Source organism: Listeria aquatica (assembly GCF_014223975.1).
Taxonomy (GTDB): Bacteria; Bacillota; Bacilli; order Lactobacillales; family Listeriaceae; genus Listeria; species Listeria aquatica.
This window is the reverse complement of record NZ_JAARRM010000001.1, coordinates 325,075-345,277: the sequence shown is the minus strand read 5'-3', so window position 1 is coordinate 345,277 and position 20,203 is coordinate 325,075. Positions and strand designations below refer to the sequence as shown.

19 protein-coding genes are annotated in these 20,203 nt (G+C 35.7%); 1 reads left to right on the top strand and 18 read right to left on the bottom strand.

The genetic code is table 11. The features are described 5' to 3' along the window. Positions 1–4: 4 nt before the first annotated feature. From HB912_RS01725 to HB912_RS01665, 14 genes are all read right to left on the bottom strand, one after another. Entirely contained in the window at positions 5–709 is a 705-nt protein-coding gene (locus HB912_RS01725) for a glucosamine-6-phosphate deaminase (RefSeq protein WP_036072062.1), read from the bottom strand. Between the two features lie 18 nt (positions 710–727). Further along, entirely contained in the window at positions 728–1,861 is a 1,134-nt protein-coding gene (gene nagA / locus HB912_RS01720; RefSeq protein WP_185371939.1) for an N-acetylglucosamine-6-phosphate deacetylase, read from the bottom strand. A gap of 117 nt (positions 1,862–1,978) precedes the next feature. Further along, complete coding sequence (locus tag HB912_RS01715) at positions 1,979–3,007, bottom strand: glycosyltransferase family 4 protein (RefSeq protein ID WP_185371938.1); 1,029 nt, start codon at positions 3,005–3,007, stop codon at positions 1,979–1,981. Continuing rightward, positions 3,004–4,413: a lipopolysaccharide biosynthesis protein gene (locus HB912_RS01710; RefSeq protein ID WP_185371937.1), complete on the bottom strand. Its 1,410-nt coding sequence runs from the start codon at positions 4,411–4,413 to the stop codon at positions 3,004–3,006. Before HB912_RS01710 ends, HB912_RS01715 begins: the two co-directional genes overlap by 4 nt. A gap of 7 nt (positions 4,414–4,420) precedes the next feature. Next, a complete protein-coding gene (locus HB912_RS01705; protein ID WP_185371936.1) occupies positions 4,421–5,674 on the bottom strand; it encodes an O-antigen ligase family protein in 1,254 nt (417 codons plus the stop codon). Beyond that, on the bottom strand, positions 5,671–6,429 hold the full coding sequence (locus tag HB912_RS01700; protein WP_185371935.1) for a WecB/TagA/CpsF family glycosyltransferase: 759 nt from the start codon (positions 6,427–6,429) through the stop codon (positions 5,671–5,673). Before HB912_RS01700 ends, HB912_RS01705 begins: the two co-directional genes overlap by 4 nt. Beyond that, on the bottom strand, positions 6,429–7,076 hold the full coding sequence (locus HB912_RS01695; RefSeq protein WP_185371934.1) for a sugar transferase: 648 nt from the start codon (positions 7,074–7,076) through the stop codon (positions 6,429–6,431). Before HB912_RS01695 ends, HB912_RS01700 begins: the two co-directional genes overlap by 1 nt. Positions 7,077–7,088: 12 nt before the next feature. Further along, a complete protein-coding gene (locus HB912_RS01690; protein WP_185371933.1) occupies positions 7,089–7,751 on the bottom strand; it encodes a CpsD/CapB family tyrosine-protein kinase in 663 nt (220 codons plus the stop codon). Positions 7,752–7,762: 11 nt separating this feature from the next. Beyond that, entirely contained in the window at positions 7,763–8,038 is a 276-nt protein-coding gene (locus HB912_RS13170) for a YveK family protein (RefSeq protein WP_244964406.1), read from the bottom strand. Continuing rightward, positions 8,028–8,486: a YveK family protein gene (locus HB912_RS13165; protein WP_244964405.1), complete on the bottom strand. Its 459-nt coding sequence runs from the start codon at positions 8,484–8,486 to the stop codon at positions 8,028–8,030. Before HB912_RS13165 ends, HB912_RS13170 begins: the two co-directional genes overlap by 11 nt. A gap of 13 nt (positions 8,487–8,499) precedes the next feature. Continuing rightward, complete coding sequence (locus tag HB912_RS01680) at positions 8,500–9,786, bottom strand: nucleotide sugar dehydrogenase (protein ID WP_185371932.1); 1,287 nt, start codon at positions 9,784–9,786, stop codon at positions 8,500–8,502. Next, positions 9,783–10,244: a putative periplasmic lipoprotein gene (locus HB912_RS01675; RefSeq protein ID WP_185371931.1), complete on the bottom strand. Its 462-nt coding sequence runs from the start codon at positions 10,242–10,244 to the stop codon at positions 9,783–9,785. Before HB912_RS01675 ends, HB912_RS01680 begins: the two co-directional genes overlap by 4 nt. Positions 10,245–10,322: 78 nt before the next feature. Then, positions 10,323–14,414 carry an immunoglobulin-like domain-containing protein gene (locus HB912_RS01670; protein WP_185371930.1) on the bottom strand — a complete coding sequence of 1,364 codons (4,092 nt, stop codon included), beginning with the start codon at positions 14,412–14,414 and terminating at the stop codon, positions 10,323–10,325. Between the two features lie 92 nt (positions 14,415–14,506). After that, positions 14,507–15,190 (bottom strand): Crp/Fnr family transcriptional regulator, encoded by a 684-nt coding sequence (locus HB912_RS01665; RefSeq protein WP_185371929.1) that lies wholly within the window; start codon positions 15,188–15,190, stop codon positions 14,507–14,509. A gap of 363 nt (positions 15,191–15,553) precedes the next feature. Here HB912_RS01665 and HB912_RS01660 point away from each other — a divergent pair, with 363 nt between their 5' ends. After that, complete coding sequence (locus HB912_RS01660) at positions 15,554–17,023, top strand: helix-turn-helix domain-containing protein (protein ID WP_185371928.1); 1,470 nt, start codon at positions 15,554–15,556, stop codon at positions 17,021–17,023. A gap of 45 nt (positions 17,024–17,068) precedes the next feature. Here the strand turns inward: HB912_RS01660 and HB912_RS01655 are convergent, their stop codons facing one another. From HB912_RS01655 to HB912_RS01640, 4 genes are all read right to left on the bottom strand, one after another. Continuing rightward, positions 17,069–17,935: a coiled-coil domain-containing protein gene (locus tag HB912_RS01655; RefSeq protein ID WP_185371927.1), complete on the bottom strand. Its 867-nt coding sequence runs from the start codon at positions 17,933–17,935 to the stop codon at positions 17,069–17,071. Positions 17,936–17,953: 18 nt separating this feature from the next. Then, entirely contained in the window at positions 17,954–18,271 is a 318-nt protein-coding gene (locus HB912_RS01650) for a lmo0954 family membrane protein (protein ID WP_185371926.1), read from the bottom strand. Positions 18,272–18,403: 132 nt separating this feature from the next. Beyond that, positions 18,404–18,649, bottom strand: coding sequence for a hypothetical protein (locus tag HB912_RS01645; RefSeq protein ID WP_185371925.1), 246 nt, complete (start codon positions 18,647–18,649; stop codon positions 18,404–18,406). Positions 18,650–18,754: 105 nt separating this feature from the next. Beyond that, a complete protein-coding gene (locus tag HB912_RS01640) occupies positions 18,755–20,197 on the bottom strand; it encodes a catalase (protein ID WP_185371924.1) in 1,443 nt (480 codons plus the stop codon). Between the last annotated feature and the right edge of the window lie 6 nt (positions 20,198–20,203).

Genomic DNA, 20,203 nt, shown 5'->3' with positions numbered 1-20,203 from the left:
TTTTTTATAGAAGTGAAGCCGCCTCATTATCTACAATAATAGTTACATCTGGGTGGTTTTGAAGTGCAGAAGCAGGACAATCTTCTGTGATCGGTCCATTTACCGTCGCTTTAATCGCTTCCGCCTTGCTTTTCCCAAAAGCAAGCAAGATAATTTTTTTAGCATTCAAAATGGATTTAATCCCCATCGAATAGGCATGTGTCGGCACATCTTCTTCTTTTTCAAAATAAATTTTATTTGCTTCACGTGTTGATTCTGTAAGAAGCACTTTATGCGTCAACGAATCAAATGATGTTCCCGGTTCATTAAAGCCGATATGTCCATTTGTTCCGATTCCAAGAATTTGAATATCAACTGGATGTTCGTTCAAAATAGCTTCATAGCGATTGCATTCTGCTTCTGCATCTTTTGCAAGGCCATCAGGTAAATAGCTTTCCTTAAATTTCTTTTTCGAGAAAAGCAAATCATTCATATAGTAATGATAACTGTTTGGGTCGTCTGCTGCAAGACCTACATATTCATCTAAGTTAACAGTTGTAATTTCGCTTGTATCTATATCGCTTTTAATGAATTCTGCATAAAGCGTTTCCGGTGTGCTCCCAGTTGCGAGACCAAGTGTGCTCACTTTCTGAGCTTTAATGGCAGATTCAATAATTTTAAGTCCCTCTTTTGAACCGCTTAGTTTATCTTCTACTTTAATAAGTTGCATATCGTTTTTCCTCTCATTTCACACATATTTTTGGCCGTATGAATACGTAGCCGTAATTTGTAAATCTTGATCTAAAATATTGAAGTCAGCATCTTTTCCTGCTTCAAGACTTCCTTTTGAAGTAAGTCCAAATTCCGTTGCTTGGTTTACAGAACTCATCAAGACCGCTTCCTCAAGCGTACATCCTGTGAATTCAATCATGTTACGGAAAGCATCATCATAAGTTAAAACACTTCCAGCAAGTGTTCCATCTTCTAGACGAGCTTGCTTATCCTTCACGATCACAGTTTGACCACCAAGTTCTGATTTTCCTTCAGGCATTCCTTTAGCCCTCATTGAATCTGTAATAAGTGAGATGCCATGTGCACCTTTCATTTTATACGCCAATTTGACCATATCACGATTTACATGGATACCATCGACAATTAATTCTGCTTCAATACCATCTTCTAAAAGCACATGTCCAGGAACTCCAGGTTCACGGTGTGTCATTCTATGACAAGCATTATAAAGGTGTGTTGCATGGGTTGCCTTACTTGTTTTTAAATGTTCCCGCACATCATTTGAGTGCCCAATGCTTGGTACAACACCAAGTTCATAGCATAAATTTTCAAATGCAGGTGAAGTTTCATGTTCTGGCGCATAAGTTACGAGTTTAATAAGTCCACCTGAAATTTCAAACCATTTCTTAAAAAGTTCCAAATCTGGTGCCATGATGTATTCTTCCGGTTGGGCACCTTTGAAGACAGTGGACACAAATGGTCCTTCCAAGTGAATCCCACCAATAAGAGGCTCTTCTTTTGCTACTTCATTAATAACGCGTAAGGCTTTTTCGATATTTTCTTTTGACTGAGTCATCGTTGTCGGGAAATAAGTAGTAATGCCTTCGCGAAGCATCCCACGAACTTGTTTTTTCAAACCTTCTGGATCGGCGTCCATTGCGTCATGTCCATATCCACCATGCGAGTGAACATCAATAAAACCAGGTACGATTGTTTGACCCTTGGCATCAATAACTTCTTCGCTTTTCTCTGCTTTAAAGTTCACCATTTGACCAACTTCTAAAATTTCTTTATCAAAGCGAATATAAGCATTTTCGAGTACCAATTTGCCAGTATAAATGGTTGCATTTGTTATTACTTTTATTGCCATAATTATAAGCCTCCTAAATTTAATCGGTCTATACCAATTATTATACCTCTTTTCATCAAAAAAGCAACTTCTCATTTGATATTTACCCGGATGCTTTAAAACAAATCAAGAATTTCATCATTTTAAGTTTTTGTATAGCAATCTCCATTTTTCATGGTAGGTTTTAATTGAAAAGTCCTTCTGAATTGTGTTACGAGCTTCTTGACTCAAATTTTTTTGAAAAGTAGGTATGCTTAAAAAGAATAATAATTTCTCAAACATTCCATTTAAATCGCCCGGTGCTACTAACAAACCGTTTTTCCCTGATTGGATAGCTTCGGGGATCCCTCCTACTTTAGTTGTTAGATTTGGAATCCCAGCTCCCATTGTTTCTAAAATTGACATTGGCAGACCTTCAAAATAGGAAGGTAAAAAATGAAGAATGGCATTTTCTAAGACGCTACTCTGCTCTTCCAAGGTTATCCACCCACCTAATGATACATTTTTTATATTCTTCTCTTGAATTTCTTTTGCAAGTTTTTCTGTAGCACCATCCCCATAAAGAATAAACTGAATTTCTGGGAAAAATGGATGGATCTCCTTCGCAATTTCAAGTAAATCGAAGCTCCCTTTTCGCTTTCCAACACGACCTAACGTAATGATATTGGATGCTTCCGGATTAAAAAGCGATTTTTCAGGAACTTTCACCGCATTTTGAATCACTGAGATGGGAGTTTGGGTCAAATTCCCATAAAAAGCTGCCCAATTTTCACTTAGCGCAACCACTCCATCCAGTTGATCAAAAGTATGTCGAATCCACCATTTTATGATACTTGAGCTTTCTTTATAAAAAATGTCAAACTTCGAAGCATGCATATGAAAGATGACACGACAATATTTAGGAACAAGTCTTGCAAGAAAAGCTTTACGAAAAAAACTTCCCTTTTGTGCTACATGAAAATGAACTAAATCAATTTGTTTCTCATGAATCAATTTTCGAATTTGAATGTAAGCCAACCATTCTGTTCGCCATTTTTTCCTTTTCGTCCAAGAACTTAAAAAGAAAAGCCGGATGTCCGGCTCGTTAAAATAATTTTTAAAATTAGAAATAACTGTCGCTATGCCCCCCTTTTCATTTGAATCCGGTCCTACCATCAAAATATTCATATTTTCAAACCTTTCCTCGCCAATTTCAAAATTATTCGCCATTCATTTCTATATAAAAAGAACAACCAAACTAGCACTATCAGAATAAAAATTTTCTCTAACCATATCTCCCTAAAAAATGCACTATTAAGAGCCAATGCATATAATACGAGTGTTGTAAAAACATGTCGTTTCACAGAAAACCCTTCCCAATTTCTCATAGAAAAATAGGTACGTGTTAGGAAGAAAAAAATATAACCTGTTCCAGTCGCAATTGCCGCTCCGAGTGCTCCGTAAGTTGGAATTAACAAAAAGTGACAAGCAACTGTAACAAAAACAGCAATGAGTGAAACATAGATGTTCAACCAGCTCCGCTTAGAAAAAGCAATTCCTAGGTTTGTTGTCTCGCTAACCGTCATCATGAGTGGATAAAAAGTGAGCAGGGGAAAAATATACTGCGCATCTAAAAAGGCTGGTGAAAGAATCCAAATAAACCATTTTTTGAAAAAAAGCAAACCCAAAAAGGCAATTGAAATGGTTAACATGACAAAATGGCTTACCTTTTCATAATAAGAAATCGGCTTTTTTTCCTGAAACCATTCATAAGCTGTAGGTATCCAAAAGTTAGCAAAACTCACTTGTAAAATCATTAGGGCACTAGCTACTTTAAAAGCAGCCGTATAAATTCCAAGTTCATGAAACCCAGAAAACATTCTCAAAAACACCTTATCAAGAATAATAAGTAGGCTATATAAAAAAGTGCCAACTGCAACGGGAAATCCAAATTTAGCAAGTTTCCTAATGAAAACAAAATTCCATGCTGCCTTCACTCCCCGAAATAGCTTAATATGCATCACAATAAGGAGAATATCTCCTGCAATCTGACCAAAAAGCATTCCATAAACTACTGTAATAAAGGTTTTTTCTCCTATAAACAGTGCCAAAAGAGTGCCAATTAGAATCATTAGCTTCGTAGCGATACTATAAACAGAAAATCGACCAGCTTGATTTTGCATTCGTAAAAATAATAAAATAAAACGTTCGAAGATAAGAAACAAACTAGAAAATGCTAATAATTCAACAGCCAAAGTATAGCTAGAATCCGCAAACAGCAAAAACGAAATTGGCCGAGCCGACAAACCTACAATAATGATCAATAATATGGAACCAATTAATGGGATTCGCATCGCCTGCTTTAATAAAACTTGTTTAACTGGATATTCGTGAAATTCTCTTGTAAAGGCCTGATCAAAACCTAAATAGATCATATAAGTGAGTAATGTTTGCGCTAAGAAAAACATACTGATTTTCCCATACTCTGCAGGAGTTAAAAAATAAGTTGTAACTGGAAGCAAAATTAAATTTAATAAGGCCGAACCGATGGCCCCAAGTGAAAACTGGCTAAAACGAATTAATAAAGTTTTCAAAATCTGTTCATTCCTTCTCTTGTAAAATCATTCCTCCACAAACAAGACCTAAAAGGGTAGAAGACAGTGCGGAGAATAGCACGTGTCCGGCAAAAAAACTGTAACCAATCATAATAATAATAGCCACACTGTAAATGGAGCGTTTACTAGATTGAAATGCCTTAAAGATAAAATGGCCCAATAAAAGAAGTAAAAGGATAACTCCAAAAATCCCTAGCCCAAAAAGAGCATCAAAAAAATCCATCTCAATAAGTCCTAAACGCTCAAAATGTTCAAGCCTATATTCAAAGCCTTGCCCAAAAAACAACGTAAATATGGCATGTTTATCACTTAAAAAAAAGTGCCAGCCGCTTTCTAAAAAATGACTTCGAGAACTGGTTAAAAGAAGAAGCAAATTCCCATCGTAAAGGTAGTAAAAATAAACAATCCGTTCATAAGTACCTTGTATCAGATCGATAATATAGCGAAAACCAAACAATACGATCCAACTACAACTAAAAAAACTAATCAGCCAAATTGTGATTTTATAAAGCGCCGTTGGATATCGAGCTTTAAATAATAAATAAAACATTAAAAACAGATAAACCAAGACGCCATAAACAATTCCCGTTTTAGTTCCAAGGAGCAACAGTGAAAACAAATTTCCAAATAACAAAAGTGTCAGAAAAAGTACACGGAGATTCCATGTTTTCTGTAAATTAGATAACAGCGCCTGTGCTGTAAAGGTAATCGAAACCATAAAAGCAAGGGAGGTATCATTATTTGCAAAAAAAAAGCCCTTATATCCGGCATCCGAATAACCATATGTTTGATAGCCTATCCCTAAAAAATAAGGAATAATAAGTTCGATTGTAAAAAGAGAACTAATCCATAAAAACAGTGCCTCAATATTCACTTCCTTAAAAATTTTTTTATATTGAAAAAAATAGTAAGGAATTAATGCCCATAAAAAGTACTTCACAAAGACAATAGCATCTTTAACAAGCCACACTAGTGCATTTTGTAAAACAATACCTTGGATTAAAAAAATAGAAGCATTTCCCAAAATGAAAAGAGAAATAAGCATTGTGAATTTTGATTTTACAAAGGGGCCAGTAACAACTACATAAAGTAAAAAAAAGAAAAAACAAAATCGATATAATATGCCTACCGGAATACTGTATCCTGACGTGAGGAAAATTCCATTTAAAAAGTCTACTACTGGAAAAACCCAAATGAAAAGAATAAAAATATGAACATGGAGCGGCCACTCTTTTTTCATGTTTTTTCTCTTTCTATTCGCCACTTCTCTTTCACAACTAAATGAAAGAAATGCAAATTACCAATTAAATACCGTTTAGCCATCCGTTTTGGCTCTTGCAAGAAACGATAAAGCCACTCAAGTCCAGTTTTTTGCATAACAAGCGGTGCACGTTTTGTTTTTCCAGCAACCACATCAAAACTTCCCCCGACCCCCATCACAAACGGAACTTGGAGTATTTCAAAATAAGTATGGATCCAAAATTCTTTTTTGGGGCTTGAAAAACCAACAAATAAGATATCCGCATTGCTTTCATGAATTTCCGAAGCAATTTTTACAGAATCTCGCTCTTCAAAGTAACCATTTCGAAATCCGGCTATTTGAAGATTTGGATACAATTTTTGATGCTCACATATAACCTTTTGAACAATTGCCTGTTCTCCCCCAAAATAATAAACACGCCAGCCTTTTTCAGCAGAAAGTCGGACAAGCTCTTGAAACAAATCAATCCCAGCAACTCGTTCTGGAATATCATAGCCCAAAAATTTCGCTGCCCACACAATAGCTTGACCATCTGCACTGATCAATGCGGAATGATTGATAATGCGCCTTAACTTAATATCTTTTTGTAATAGATTAACTTTCCAGGCATTCATTGCAACGTGTTGACTAGGTTTCCGATTCAAAATTAATCGTTCAATTCTTGCCAGTGTTTCTTGCATATTAAGTGGATCTAGGTAAGTTCCTAGAAAATTAAACCTTCTTCCTTCTTTCATCAGTAAGCTCCTTTAGCCTTTAAAATCACAAAAAATGTTTTAGCTATAATTTTCATATCCAACTTAAATGAACAATGATGAATATACGCTAGATCCAGTTCAATCATCTCATCAAATCCAAGTTCACTTCGGCCACTTACTTGCCAAAGCCCTGTACATCCTGGTGTTACAAGCAACCGCTTTTTTTCATAGGAAGTATATGTTTCCACTTCACGCGGTAGTGCAGGGCGAGGACCAATAAGTGCCATTTCCCCCTTTGCCACATTCCACAATTGTGGTAATTCATCTAAACTCATTTTTCGTAAAAAACGTCCAATCGTTGTTATTCGAGGATCTTTTTTCAACTTAAACATAGCTCTCCCCGCTTCATTTTGCTCTAAATACTGGTCAAGTTGCTGTTCTGCATCTACACACATTGTTCGGAATTTATAGATTTCAAATAACTGTCCATCTCTACCAACACGCTTTTGCTTAAATACAACAGGTGCCTCTTTTTCAGAGATTTTAATAGCCATTGCAATAATACAAAAAACAGGAGCAAGAATGAACAACCCGATAATACTCAAGCCTCTTCCCATCGGTCTTTTCCATCTTATATATCTAGTTTCTTTAGGAAAAAGCTTCATATCTGCCTTTACCAAATTCATCTCTATCTCTCCTTAGTAATAATAATGCTTCACATTTTTAGTACCGTTAAATATCACACCGAGTAGTCTAGCTTTCGAGAGTTTAAGTTTTCCAGCCGCTGCCTGTGCCTTTTCTTTCACTGTCTGATGATAGCGAAAGGTCAAAACAACACCATCCGATAGATCAGTTAACACAAGTGCATCAGAAACCATTGTTACTGGAGGCGTGTCTAAGATTATAACGTCAAAGATCCGTCTCAATTGATTCACTAGCTGTTCCATATTTTTAGAAGAGAGTAATTCACTTGGATTAAGTGGACTTGGGCCACCGGTTAGAATAGATAACGAATAGCCATCTTGGTTGACTTCCTGTAGACAGTTCGTTACAGAGCTTTGTTCTGTGATAATATTTGTAAGCCCGATATAGCGACTAACCGAAAAATGCTTATGAATCGTCGGTTTCCGTAAATCAGCATCAATTAAAAGTGTACGCTCACCCTTTTTCGCGTAACAAACTGCAAGGTGTGATGCAATTGTTGATTTCCCTGTACCACTTTCTGGTGAGGTAATTAAGATAACTTGTTTTTTTTGCTCACTATTTGTCAAATCAATACTTGCACGAATTAATCTAAACTGCTCTTCTATAGCAGCTTTCTCCTTCTCTTGCTTAAGTGACTTTCCTTCGTTCTTTTTCATAAAAAATGGCTTCACTTCCTTAGTAAATCTTCTTTTTCAGTTAGATAGAGTTCTTCTTTTTGAAATGTACTCACTTCTCCTAATATTGGTAACCCTAGCAATTCTTCAATCTCCTTTATTGAAGTAAATGTCCGTTCGAAAAACATTTTAATTACAATAAACAAAAAAGCTACTACAAGCCCTAAAAAGAAAGAAAGCAAAAGCATTAGAGCTTTTTGTGGTCTAATCGGTGTTTCTTCACCTGTATATGAAGACGGAGAAATAATTGTAACATTATCAATATTCATAATTTTTTTGTATATCTTCTGTAAAAATTTGTGCTGTCAAATTAGCTATTTTGCTAGCAACTAATGGATCCTCGTAATCAACACTGATATCAATGAGTTGTGAATTAGTTGTATTGTTAACTTTAATCATATCTGCAAGTTCTTGTACATCATATTTGTAGTTCATTTTTTTCCCAACTTTTTCCAAAATTCTAGGACTGGTAATGATCGTGCTATAAGTGTTGACCAACTGTAAATCAGCTTGAACCGTTTGTGCTTCAAGACCATTAGAGGCTTTTTTCTCAGATTGGTTTACAAGGATTTGAGTGTTTTTCTGATAAATTGGTGTTGTAAAATAAGTTAAATATACAAACATCATCCCTACAAAAAGAAAAATAATCACAAGAATATACACAAAATTCCCCTTAACTGCTACTAGTACTTTTTTTAAATCTATTTGTTCATGCATTGCTTTTCTCCTATCAAAACGGGAAGCGAATTTCCTTTTTCTTAGTGGACTCAAATTGAAAAATATTGCCTAATGTATAGTAATTATCAAAATCCATTCCATTTGAAATTATATTTTTAGTATCGAATGCCATACGAGTTTTCATCAGTTGAATATTTTCTACTGCAATTTTCTTAAATTCATCGTGATCACACAAAACAAGAACTAAATCACTTCCTTCAAAGGCTTGCTTTAGCGTCTCATCATTCTCCTCTTGAACATGTGGATCGTATATTGCGATTTTATATTCTGTTAAAAGTCTTAGCTGTTCAGCAATATGGATAGCAGGACTTTCACGAATATCATCAATATTTCCTTTATAAGCTTGACCTAAAATGGTTATTTTAGTCCCACTATTCATTTCCATTATTTTTACAACTTGTTTCAAAATAAATTGTGGCATGCTACTATTTATTTCTCTACCTTGATTAATGAGCTTTGCTTCTTTCGGTGCCGCAGCAACAATAAAGTAGGGATCAACAGCCAGACAGTGTCCGCCAACTCCTGGTCCTGGTTGATGGAGATTAACACGAGGATGTCGGTTAGCAAGGCGAATCACATCAAGTGCATTAATCTTAAGTTTTGTTCCTATTTGAACCAATTCATTGGCAAGTGCTATATTCACATCACGGTATGTGTTTTCCATTAATTTCGATAGTTCAGCCACTTTTGCTTCTGTCTCTAAAAGTTCTCCACGAACAAAGGTTTGATAAAGTATTTTTCCTTTTTTCGTGCATTCAGGAGTTATCCCACCGATAATCCGATCATTAAAAACTAATTCGTGCAATATATTCCCTGGCAAAACACGTTCGGGGCAATGCACCAAAAATAAATTTGAACCAATCTCAAAACCTGCCTCTTCAAAAAACGGGGTCACGACATCATCCATAGTTCTTGGTGAAATCGTTGACTCAACAACAATGGTGTTTCCAAAATGTACAAAAGGTAGAATCGTGTCGAGGGCCTTCTTTACATACTGAAGATCACAACTACCATATTGATCTCTTGCGTTTGGGGTTGGGACAGCTATGATAAAGGCATCCGCATGATCAGGTACAAGACTTGCTTGAAATAGTTTTTTTTCAAGTACTGTCTGAAGCAATTCCTGAACTCCCAGCTCCTCAATTTGAACTATTCCTTGATTTAACTGTTGAACTATATTTTTGGAGATATCAACCCCAACTACATTGACACCATGTTTAGCAAACATCAAAGCTGTAGGAAGTCCTATATAACCGAGGCCAACAGTAACGATTTTCATTTCGCATTCACATCCCATTCTGCTAAATCCTTTTTAACTGGCTGATATACGAGTTTAGAAGGTATTTGTTTGGAATTAACCGTGAAGAAAGCTTTTCCCTGGATAGATTTCCCGACTTTCAACTCATCACCGAATGCAAACATAGATGAATCTATTTTTATCTCCTTACCACTTTTCAATTTAAGAACAAAATCAATTGCACCAATACCTTTATTAGTGGCTGAAACATTGTCCACTTTGATTGAAAATGTATACAAACTTTGCTTCTTGTTTTCTTCTATTTTGGGATCAACTTCTTGTTTTTCTACTTTGATTTTCAAGCCATTTACAATAACAGCTTTTGTTTTTGCTGTGATATTTTTTGTAGAGTTAGTTGAAGCTGTTTGCTCACTCTGTCCTGCGCAAGCAGATAAAAGTAACACAACCGCAACACCTAAGCCCATCCATATTTTTTTCATTATTTTTCAAACCACCTTATGAATGAAAGTGATCTGTTGCTTTTAGCCATTCACTAAAAGCAACAGACATAAAACATTTTAATCTACAATTTTGACAGTAACTGTATCCAATAACTTGGTATTTTGGCTGTAGCCTTCGAGTTTAACGATATCATCTTTTTTTATCTTGTTTTTCCCAACAAAATATGAAAAGGCTCCAACATTAAAATCTCCACCCCAAGCACCTGGGACACCATTGATATATACTTTAGCAACTGATATATCTCCATCAAAAGTTCCTTTAATGATTGTGTCCCCAATTTTATAAGTAGCTGAAATAAATTTGCCTTCTATATTGCTTTTTACGGGGACAACTTTACGGTCTAAGGATTTATCTTCGGCATCATATGCAATAATCTCTACTTTTGATTTTTCTTTGATAAGTCCCGATTTTACATAATAAGAAAATGTTCCATCAGAAAGAAAGTTCCCACCCCAAGAGATAGATTTACCATCAATAAGCAGTTGAATTTTTGCCACTGAACCGGTATACGTACCAGTAATTGTAGAATTCCCAAGCGTATAAACTTTTGGTGTAACTTCACCCTTTAAAACAGCAGTAGGAACAAGTTTACGATCCAATACTTTCTTATTTTTATCAAGTGCTACAAGTTCAACCTTGTCACCTTCTCTAATGGTTCCAGCTTTCACATAATAAGAAAACTTGCCACTACTAAAGGTACCACCTGTTGAAACATACTTACCATTCACATATAGTTGGCCTTTAACCACATCGCCACTGTAAGTACCAGTAATTGATGTTGTCCCAGGCACGTAATGATTGGGCATCACGCTTCCAACTAAAACGCCATTTACTTGGACATTTTTTCGATCTAAAACTTTTTTATTTTTATCAAGTCCAACAAGTTCTACTTTATCTGTAGCTTTCACGGTACCAACCTTCACATAATAAGAGAATTGACCCTTACTGAATGTGCCACCTTTTGAAACATATTTACCATTTATAAATAATTGCCCCTGTACAATATCACCGCTATAACTTCCTGTGATTAACGAACTACCAACAGTAAATGGATTAGGTGTAAGAGTGCCTTTGGCAGTACCTATAACTTGTACAGGTTTCCGGTCTAGGATTTTTTGCGTCTTATCAAAAACAGCAAGTTCGACTTTATCTGTAGCTTTAATACTGTGAGCTTTCACGTAATAAGAAAATTTGCCACTAGTAAATGTGCCACCTGTTGAAATGTGCTTGCCATTCACAAATAGTTGCCCTTGTGCGACATCACCTGTGTAACTACCTGTAATTGCTGAACTATTAACTGTAAATGGATTTGGGGAAACCGATCCGGTTTGAACTTTATTTACTTGTACAACCTTTTTATCAAGTATTTTATCTGTGCTGTCTAATACTTCGAGTTCGACCTTATCCCCTACTTTAATAGTCCCTTTTTTGACATAATAGGAAAACTTCGGAGCTTTAAATGAACCACCTGTTGAAATATATTTACCATTAACATAAAGTTTCGCCTTTACAACGTCACCTGTATAGTTACCTGTAAGTTCAGTTTCATCAGCAGTATAAGGATCAGGCATGATAGTTCCAGCTGTTGCGCTAATAACAGCTGTAGATGCTACATTAGATTTATCTGTTCCAACAAACGCTTGAGCACTTACTTGTACGCCTGCTTTTTGCGCTGGAATTGAAACATTATACGTACCATCTGCCGAAACAGTACCATGTCCAATTGTTTGATCCGCCACTTTTATTTCAATATCTGCGCCAGGTTCAGCGGTTCCTTTCACGCTTGTTGAAGTAGTCGTCAGTTTTTCAATTGTTGTAGGCAACAAATTGGAACTATCTGACCGTGTTGCAAGACGAGAATAACTATAAATATCGAATCCCGTAACATTGTCTCCTACTGTTGGACCCCCAAAATAGTTATAATTCACATTATTTAAGTTAGGGACAAAAATTGTATCAGAAGATACATTTTTCCAAGAGTTCGTTGGTGATGTACTCCATGCTTGTCCTCGATTCCATGAATAAAGTTTGGCGACTGTATCCATAATGAAATGCGTTTGAAAAGCTGCGTTCCCATTTCCTCTACCTTGAATCAAGCGACCAAGTCCTGGAGTAAAATGATTACTTTGACGAATATCCATTAGCGTCGGCTTGATGATTTCAAGTCGTGAACTATCGGCACCACTTAAGTCAAAAACAGAAGTTGATTGATTCGATAAAGTTTGAATGTTTAGCTTAGAACCCTCATTAAATTGAATTTTGCTATTTGCCTTTATCGCTGAATAGTTCCCGCCCTGTGCTGTGCTGATTCCAACAGTCGTATTTTCGTCAAACATTGTTGTACCATCTGTAAAAATTCCGTGTTGCTCTGTATTGTAAATGCGCAAAGCCGATAGACGATTTAAGTGAAACAAAGAGGCATTTCCTGTTTGGCGAATTCCTAATCGAGCTTGAATTTTTAGTAGATTTTTTTCTGCAAGCTCAATTTTTGCTGAATTGATCGTTGACATCCCATTTCCAGATAATGCCTTAATATCTAATTCATTATTTTGATCAAAAGATAGATTTTTACCTGAACTAATTCCATCTCCACCTGCATTAATCTTGATTTTGACATTTTTTCCTGTAGCAAGTCCGCTACCATCATTTCCTAGATTAATTCCTGTTTGTAAAGATGAAAGAGAGAGATCAGTATCATTCCCAATTTTCATTGATGCCGCACTAATCCCCATGTTATTGGCAGATGTAGCTTCTACATGGCTGTAAGAACCAATGTTGATCATTGCGGGGGTTTGTCCTGTTCCTAGACCAAGTGAATTAAAATAAGATTGGATGTCAAAATTGATGTTATCCCCTAAGTTAATATCTCCTCGAGAGTTAATTCCAGAGGCATTTCCAGAATTAATTTTTACAGTTCTCTTTTCGCCGGCTACAGGTTGATTAGAAATTTCCCCGATTTTGACCCCGCCAACATCAGCTGTAATTCCATCTCTTAAAGCATTAATTGCTATATCTGATCCTACGCCTGAAGAAAAACCTTTTGTTACAATTCCTGAAGAACTTGTACTTGTTATATCAAGTTTATTATTTAAACCTAATTTAACATTGGAACTCGCACCGGTTGTTTCAATACCGTTTCCAGAAACCTTAATGTCAAGATTTACATTATCTCCAGTTGACACTCCTGAAACGGAGCGAATTCCAGTACCATTTCCGCCATTCACTCCAGAAGCAATATTTATACTTGCTCCATTGTTAATTTGTAAAAAACCGACAGAAAACGCACCAAATTGTGAGTTGGAAACTACTTTAGCTCCTTCATCAACAAGCAAAGTACTTCTATCCCCAGAAAATGCATAACCTGTATTTGAACGAATATTAATCAAGGCATTTTTCCCAATTGAAATGTTTCCTGCTGTTGAAACCTGGATTGCATTTTTCACGGCTTCCATTCGGTCAATTTGCGCATTATCTTCTACCTTAAATTGGTTAACATTGGCGATCATAGAAGACTGGTTCCCAGTAAACGTATTATGCTTACCAGAAATTGTCAGTGCACCACCGTTTGTCGCATCGATTAAAAAGCCATTAGAAGTGACATCTCCTAGAACATTTATAGCAGGGTTCGAGTTTGCACCGTTTTGTGTAAACATTGCAACATTCGATCCATTACTTCCGTTGTATAAAGCAACATTTAACAAGTCAATTCTCGTGAAACCCGAAACAGCTATTTTTTTCCCTGAAAAAGAAAGCTTATAACCATTTCCTTCAATTCTTACTGATTTTGAAAGATTGATATCTTTCATTAAAGTAATGTCATTTGCAAGTTTAATAACATTAGCATTACTTTGAAGACTTAGCGCTGATTCTAATTCCGCCGGTGTTGCCACTGTGACTGGAATTTCAGTTGCTCTTGGACTTACTGCTAGTGTTCGCTTAAAATTGGAACTTCCTGCTTTTAGCCCATTCTCTTTACCGCTTCCTTGTAACTCATTGAAATTCTTGGCTCTCACACTAGCTGTAGTTTCATTTTCTGTGTTTTTACTTGGTTGCTTTGCTAGTGCTGGAGAAGTTAGTAAAAGCTGGCTAGCAGTTAACGAAGCTACAACAACCAATATGCTTCCTTTTTTCAAACTTTTTTTCTTCATAAACTCAAGTTGCTCCTTTTCTTAATGAATTTTTATGGTTCCCACTATTCGTGCATAGTTCACCTCCTCTCAAGGAATCAACATGTTACTAATTAATCTGAAAGCATCTCAGCTTGTAATTTTTTCTTATTGAGTTTCATTCTCCGATCTTCTGTATATTGCAGAATGCCTTTCAAAAAAAATTCTTTCATCATTTTATAAAAGAACGATTTATCAACATTACAAAAATTCGTAAGATCCTTACTCTTAATTCCATATGGAAGAACAAACCATTCTCCTTCACGCTCTATACCACTTTCTTCAATTAATTCAATAAATGCTGATAAAACTTTTTTTCTTCTACTGAAATTAGATAAGGTGAACAGGCGCCTAGAAATCCTTTTTTCTGATTCCACAATATATTTAATTAAAAATTCCGAAAAAGATGGACGTATTGACAAATAATTCAGTAAATATTCAAGCTCAATAAAAAAAACAGTGGCTCCTTTTTGAATTTGTGTGAATTTTGGACATACCATTTCTTCTTTTGTGATCATCTCTAAGCCAAGTATTGCTTTATCAACTAAAAATTCTAAAATCCTGCGTTGATGATCAAAGGGAGAATCTAGATATGTCACACAAACCCCTTCCGTTAAAAAGGCAATATAAGGTGTAGCAGTTCGTGCAAAATTAATGGTAATTTCCTTTGTTATTTTTTCTTTAATCACTTGTTTTTCATAGATCTTATTAGAATCCAGTTCTTCAATGATTTTATCTATAGAAACTGGTGTAATCAAAAGTCCACTTCCCTTCTCTTTGTTAACATAGGTCATTATAGACGCTCTTGTTTGCCAAAAAAACTAATCAGCTATACAACTTTATATTTTTTTGTGACAATTTTATGTCTCTTTTTTTGAAATTCCTTTCTGCCACTACAATAACAAGGATTGGATCTGTTTAAGATAAATTTTTTTGCTTCTTTTAGAAAAAAGAATTAAGTCATTCCCCCTAAAAAAGCGCTCTCATTTTAAAAATATCCTTTATTTATTTATTTTTTTTCTCGTACTCTTCAAAAAAAATTTTTTGTTCACAAAATAGACAAATTTAGTGAGAGGTTGTATCCTTTGTTTATGTATGATTAACCTTTAATGGAGGACATAATGAATTTTATTGAACTATTAAGTAAAAAAGATCAACGAATGTTGGTTATTTTAAACGAATTGACCATTTATGGCACACAAACTTTTGAAGAATTATTAGCTAAAATTGCGGTGAGTAGAAAAACGTTATTAACTACTATTAATGAAATTAATTTATTTAGCATAAAAAAATATAATCAAGCAGCTATCTCAGTTCAAAAAGAGTCTCTATTTTCGATTGGAAATCTAAACGCTTGTTTATTTGATTTATATAAAGAAACCGCAAGACAGTCCATTCCTGCTCAAATTTTAGTATCCCTATTTACGCAGCAAGTAAGCTCCACGTTTGCTCTAGCTGAAAAATGCTTCAGTAGCACGGTAACCATCCATCAAAATATCAAACAGCTGAATGTTTTTTTAGAACAATATGACCTTCAAATTTCAGCTTCCCCCATTCGTATTGCTGGAGAAGAGCATCAAATCCGATTTATGTATAAAGCTTTTTTTTGGGCTCTTTATCAAGGAAACGAATGGCCATTTATTTTGGTTCCTAAAGATGAACTTATCGAGGAAATCGAAAATACTGCACCCTATTTAGCTTCACATCATACGAATATGATTCAAGAAACTATTCTTTACGATATTGCAGTTATTTTATCAAGAAGAACGACGAAAAATTTTATAACAAAGCAAATTACTCATAGTCCCACTAGTCCAATAAATAAAATTCTATATAATTCTGGAAGACTTGTTGAACTTGGTAGCCCTAAAGAATTCGTCAAGCTCGAAAACTCTTTCACTTTAGCGATTCTTGAAGGTCCTTCGATTGTGAATCGTGACTATAGTTTGACACATGAACTGTTTTTTCATTACCAAAATAACCCAACTGATGCCTATCAAATGCTTCTGACATTGATGGAATGTTTGCAAACGTTCCTGACTAATGAAGACTACAGGACTATCGATACAACAACAATCAAAATGCAATTCTTACAAACCTTTTCCATGGTGAATTACTTTAAAGGATTAAAAGAAGATTTTATTCCTTTCCGAGATAAACAAGAAAAAAACAACTTATTTCTTGATCAAATTGTGCAAAAAGTTATTCATAAATTAGTTACTTCCTATCCAAATCTCGTCGTCTCTAAAGAGGTATTACGACGACAGTTAAGTCGCATCCTTATTGACAATCTTGATTTCACAAAGTATTTACCTGTCATTACAATCCTAATTGACTTCGATATGAACCCACTGCATAATCACTTAATAAAGCAGATCAAAATGCTTGATTATCACTGTCTTTTTCTTAGTTATTTAGATACACCAACAAACTGTGATTTATTAATTTCTAGCTCAGTTCCTTCTAATTTATCATCAAGTAAAGTCTTTACCTTATTCCACAGAAATCTCACCCACAATGATTATCAGTTACTCGATTGTTTGCTTTCAGAACTCACACGTGAAAAATTAGCGCAACAACCGCTCGAATGATTTTAACAAAAAAAACAGAGTGTTTTCCACTCTGTTTTTCATTTCTTATTTTTTGTTTTGTTCTTGTTCTGGCTCTTCACCTTCATGCTTTTTCTCGTCATCCAGATTGATTTCATCTGTATCCTTTATCTGATCTGACTCTTTCTTCCCGACTTCTTTTTCCAGTTGATCTAATTTTTCATCCATTGAAGCACGATCTTTTTTCTTGAAATTTTGCTTTTCTCGTTCAATCAAATCGTCTACCATTGAAGTAAAATCTTGTGTCTTTTCTTTAATAACTTCTTTACTTTTCGTAGTTTTCTTTTCAAGCTCATCCATCAGGTCATCAAAAGACTGCGATAACTCTTTTGCCATATCAGCTTTTTTATTCGCTTCCTCTGCCAAGTCTCGTTGCTTTTGTGCCTCATGGTAGTCAGACACACTTCCCCAGCTCATATCATGAATAACTTTATCCATTTTTTGTGACGTCTCTTCGGCATTCTTCTCTGCCATTTCCGCCAAATGTTGTGTTTTTAAGTTTTTCCATTTGAGACGCATTTCATGCATTTGAAGCTCTAATTCTTCAAGTCTAGTCGTTGCTTGATCGTAATGCTCTTTCGTTGCAGCAAGTTGCTCTTCATACTGAGTGACTTCTTTTTGAGCAAAATCGGCTAATTTTGTTTCACCCGCTTCATTTGCCACTTCAACTTGGTGACGACGTTTTTCAACGTAAATTTCCATTTCTTTATACTCTTTATAGAAAAGTGATTTTAATTCGCGTTGTTTTTCTACCATGCGTTCTGCTTCTTTCATTTCAGCTTTAGTTTTGTCCATGTAGTAACTAACGGAATTGCGTTTTTTTTCAGTTCGTTCGTCCAATTTCTTGCTCACATCTTTGTTCCATTGTTTTAATTTATCAAATAGATTTGCCATAATTGTCTCCTCCAAAAATTATTTATTATATGGGTAATCAAATGTATCATTTTCTTTGTAGCGCTTAGACTTTTTACTTCTAAATAAGAAATAAACAATCGCTGCAACCACAATCACTGCAATTGCGCCTTTTAAATTAGAGAAAATCATGAGGGCACCGAGTGCGATCAAAATACCATAAAGGATTTTTTCTCCAACTGAATTCGACTCGCGCAGTTTGCTATAGGAATAAAATCCAAGTACTGCACCGACTGTTGCGATAATCGCTGGCCAAAGCATGGTCAAAAGTAACACAGCAAGAATAATAACCAGTAGTGCGATGATGAAACCTTTCATATTGTTTTCCTCCTTCTCTAACTAATATCTATAATATCGCAAAATCATAACCTTCGTAACAAACTATAGAAGGAAGTTCAGGTAAGTCTTGAGGCCTATAAAAAAAGATTGAGCAGTTATTGCTCAATCTTCCTACTTCCCGTCTAGCGCCTGCTCTTCATTTTCATAATTGACAACAGTCATTGCCCCTTCAGAAAACATGTTGTCTGCCGCTAGTTCTGCTTCTTTATCCATTTCTGTCATTAAATATCGACGTTTGATGTCTTCTACTGAACGAAATGGATCTGCTTTTGACTTACACTTTTTAGCTCCGACTATACTAGAAACTATAAAAACTATTGCTGAAAAAAATAGCATTTGCTTTGTTTTCCGCCGCAATGTCATCTCCTCCTTGCCATTCTTTTGGTTTTTCCCCTTCTTAAAATAGGCTAAACCAAAAAACAGGTACTTAAGGAGTCCTTAAGTACCTGTTTTTGTATTTGTTTATCCTTTAATCTGATCCAAAGGGAGTTCAAGTGCTTCAGCAACTCGAATGCCATATTCTGGGTCAGCTGAATAAAATTGACGCGTTTCGCGAATTTGAATTTCTTTTTTCGAGACTTGCCCAAGATTTTCCTTGATAGTTTCGATCAATCGATCTTTTTCTTCTTTGGACATAAGTCGGTATAGCTCACCTGCTGCGGAATAGTAGTCATCATCATAAGCATAATTCCCAGCTTTTCCTTCTAGCTCATCGCCGTGAATTTTCGCTTCTGGGTCTTCTACAGGACCGTTGAAACTATTTGGCTCATAATTAACGCTACCATCTTGTCCCGATACCATAAACCCGTCTCTCTCGTAGTTTTTAACATTAGTAAGTGGACGATTCACAGCAAGCTGCTCAAAGTTTGCTCCAAGACGATAACGCTGTGCATCCTTGTAACCAAATAGCCGACCTTGAAGAAGTTTATCAGGTGAAGCTTCAATTCCTGGAACAAGATTAGCAGGTGAAAAAGCTAGTTGCTCCATCTCTTCAAAGTTATTCGTTGGATTTTCATTAAGAGTCATTTTCCCAATTTCAATTAATGGATAATCTTTTTGCGAAACTACTTTTGTAACATCAAAAATATCGTGCTTATACTTTAAACCTTCTTCATAAGGAAGAATTTGAGCATAAAGTGTCCACGACGGATATTCTCCATCTTCAATGGCATTAAATAAATCATTCTGCAAGAAATCTAAATCTTTAATCAGCATTTGATCAGCTAGCTCATTTGACATGTTCTTAACACCTTGATCCGTTCTAAAGTGATATTTCACCCAGAACTGTTCACCTTCTTTGTTTACCCATTTGAAGGTATGGCTACCGAATCCGTGCATTGTCCGGTAACTTGCCGGAATCCCACGATCCCCCATTAGATAAGTCACCTGATGAACAGACTCAGGGGAAAGCGACCAGAAATCCCACTGCATGTCAGGTGTCCGTTTGTGAGTTCGTGGATCACGTTTTTGAGAGTGAATGAAATCTGGAAACTTAAGTGGATCATTCACAAAGAAAACGGGCGTATTATTTCCGACAATATCATAATTTCCTTCTTGCGTGTAAAATTTAACGGCAAAACCGCGAACATCCCGGTACGTATCTGGATATCCAGCTTCACCAGCAACTTGAGAAAAGCGAACCATTAATGGCGTCTTTTTACCAGCTCCATTAAATAGATCTGCTGTTGTATAGGCACTCATATCATGAGTTAATTCAAAAACACCTTTTGCCCCAGCTCCCTTTGCATGTACAATTCGCTCAGGGATCCGTTCACGGTTAAAATGTGCCAGTTTTTCAAGCAAAGCATAATCCTGAATTAAAACAGGGCCACGTTTTCCTGCTGTTTGTGAATGTTCGTTGTCTGCCCATGGCTGTCCTGCATTTGTTGTTAGTTTGTCTTGCATTTCAAT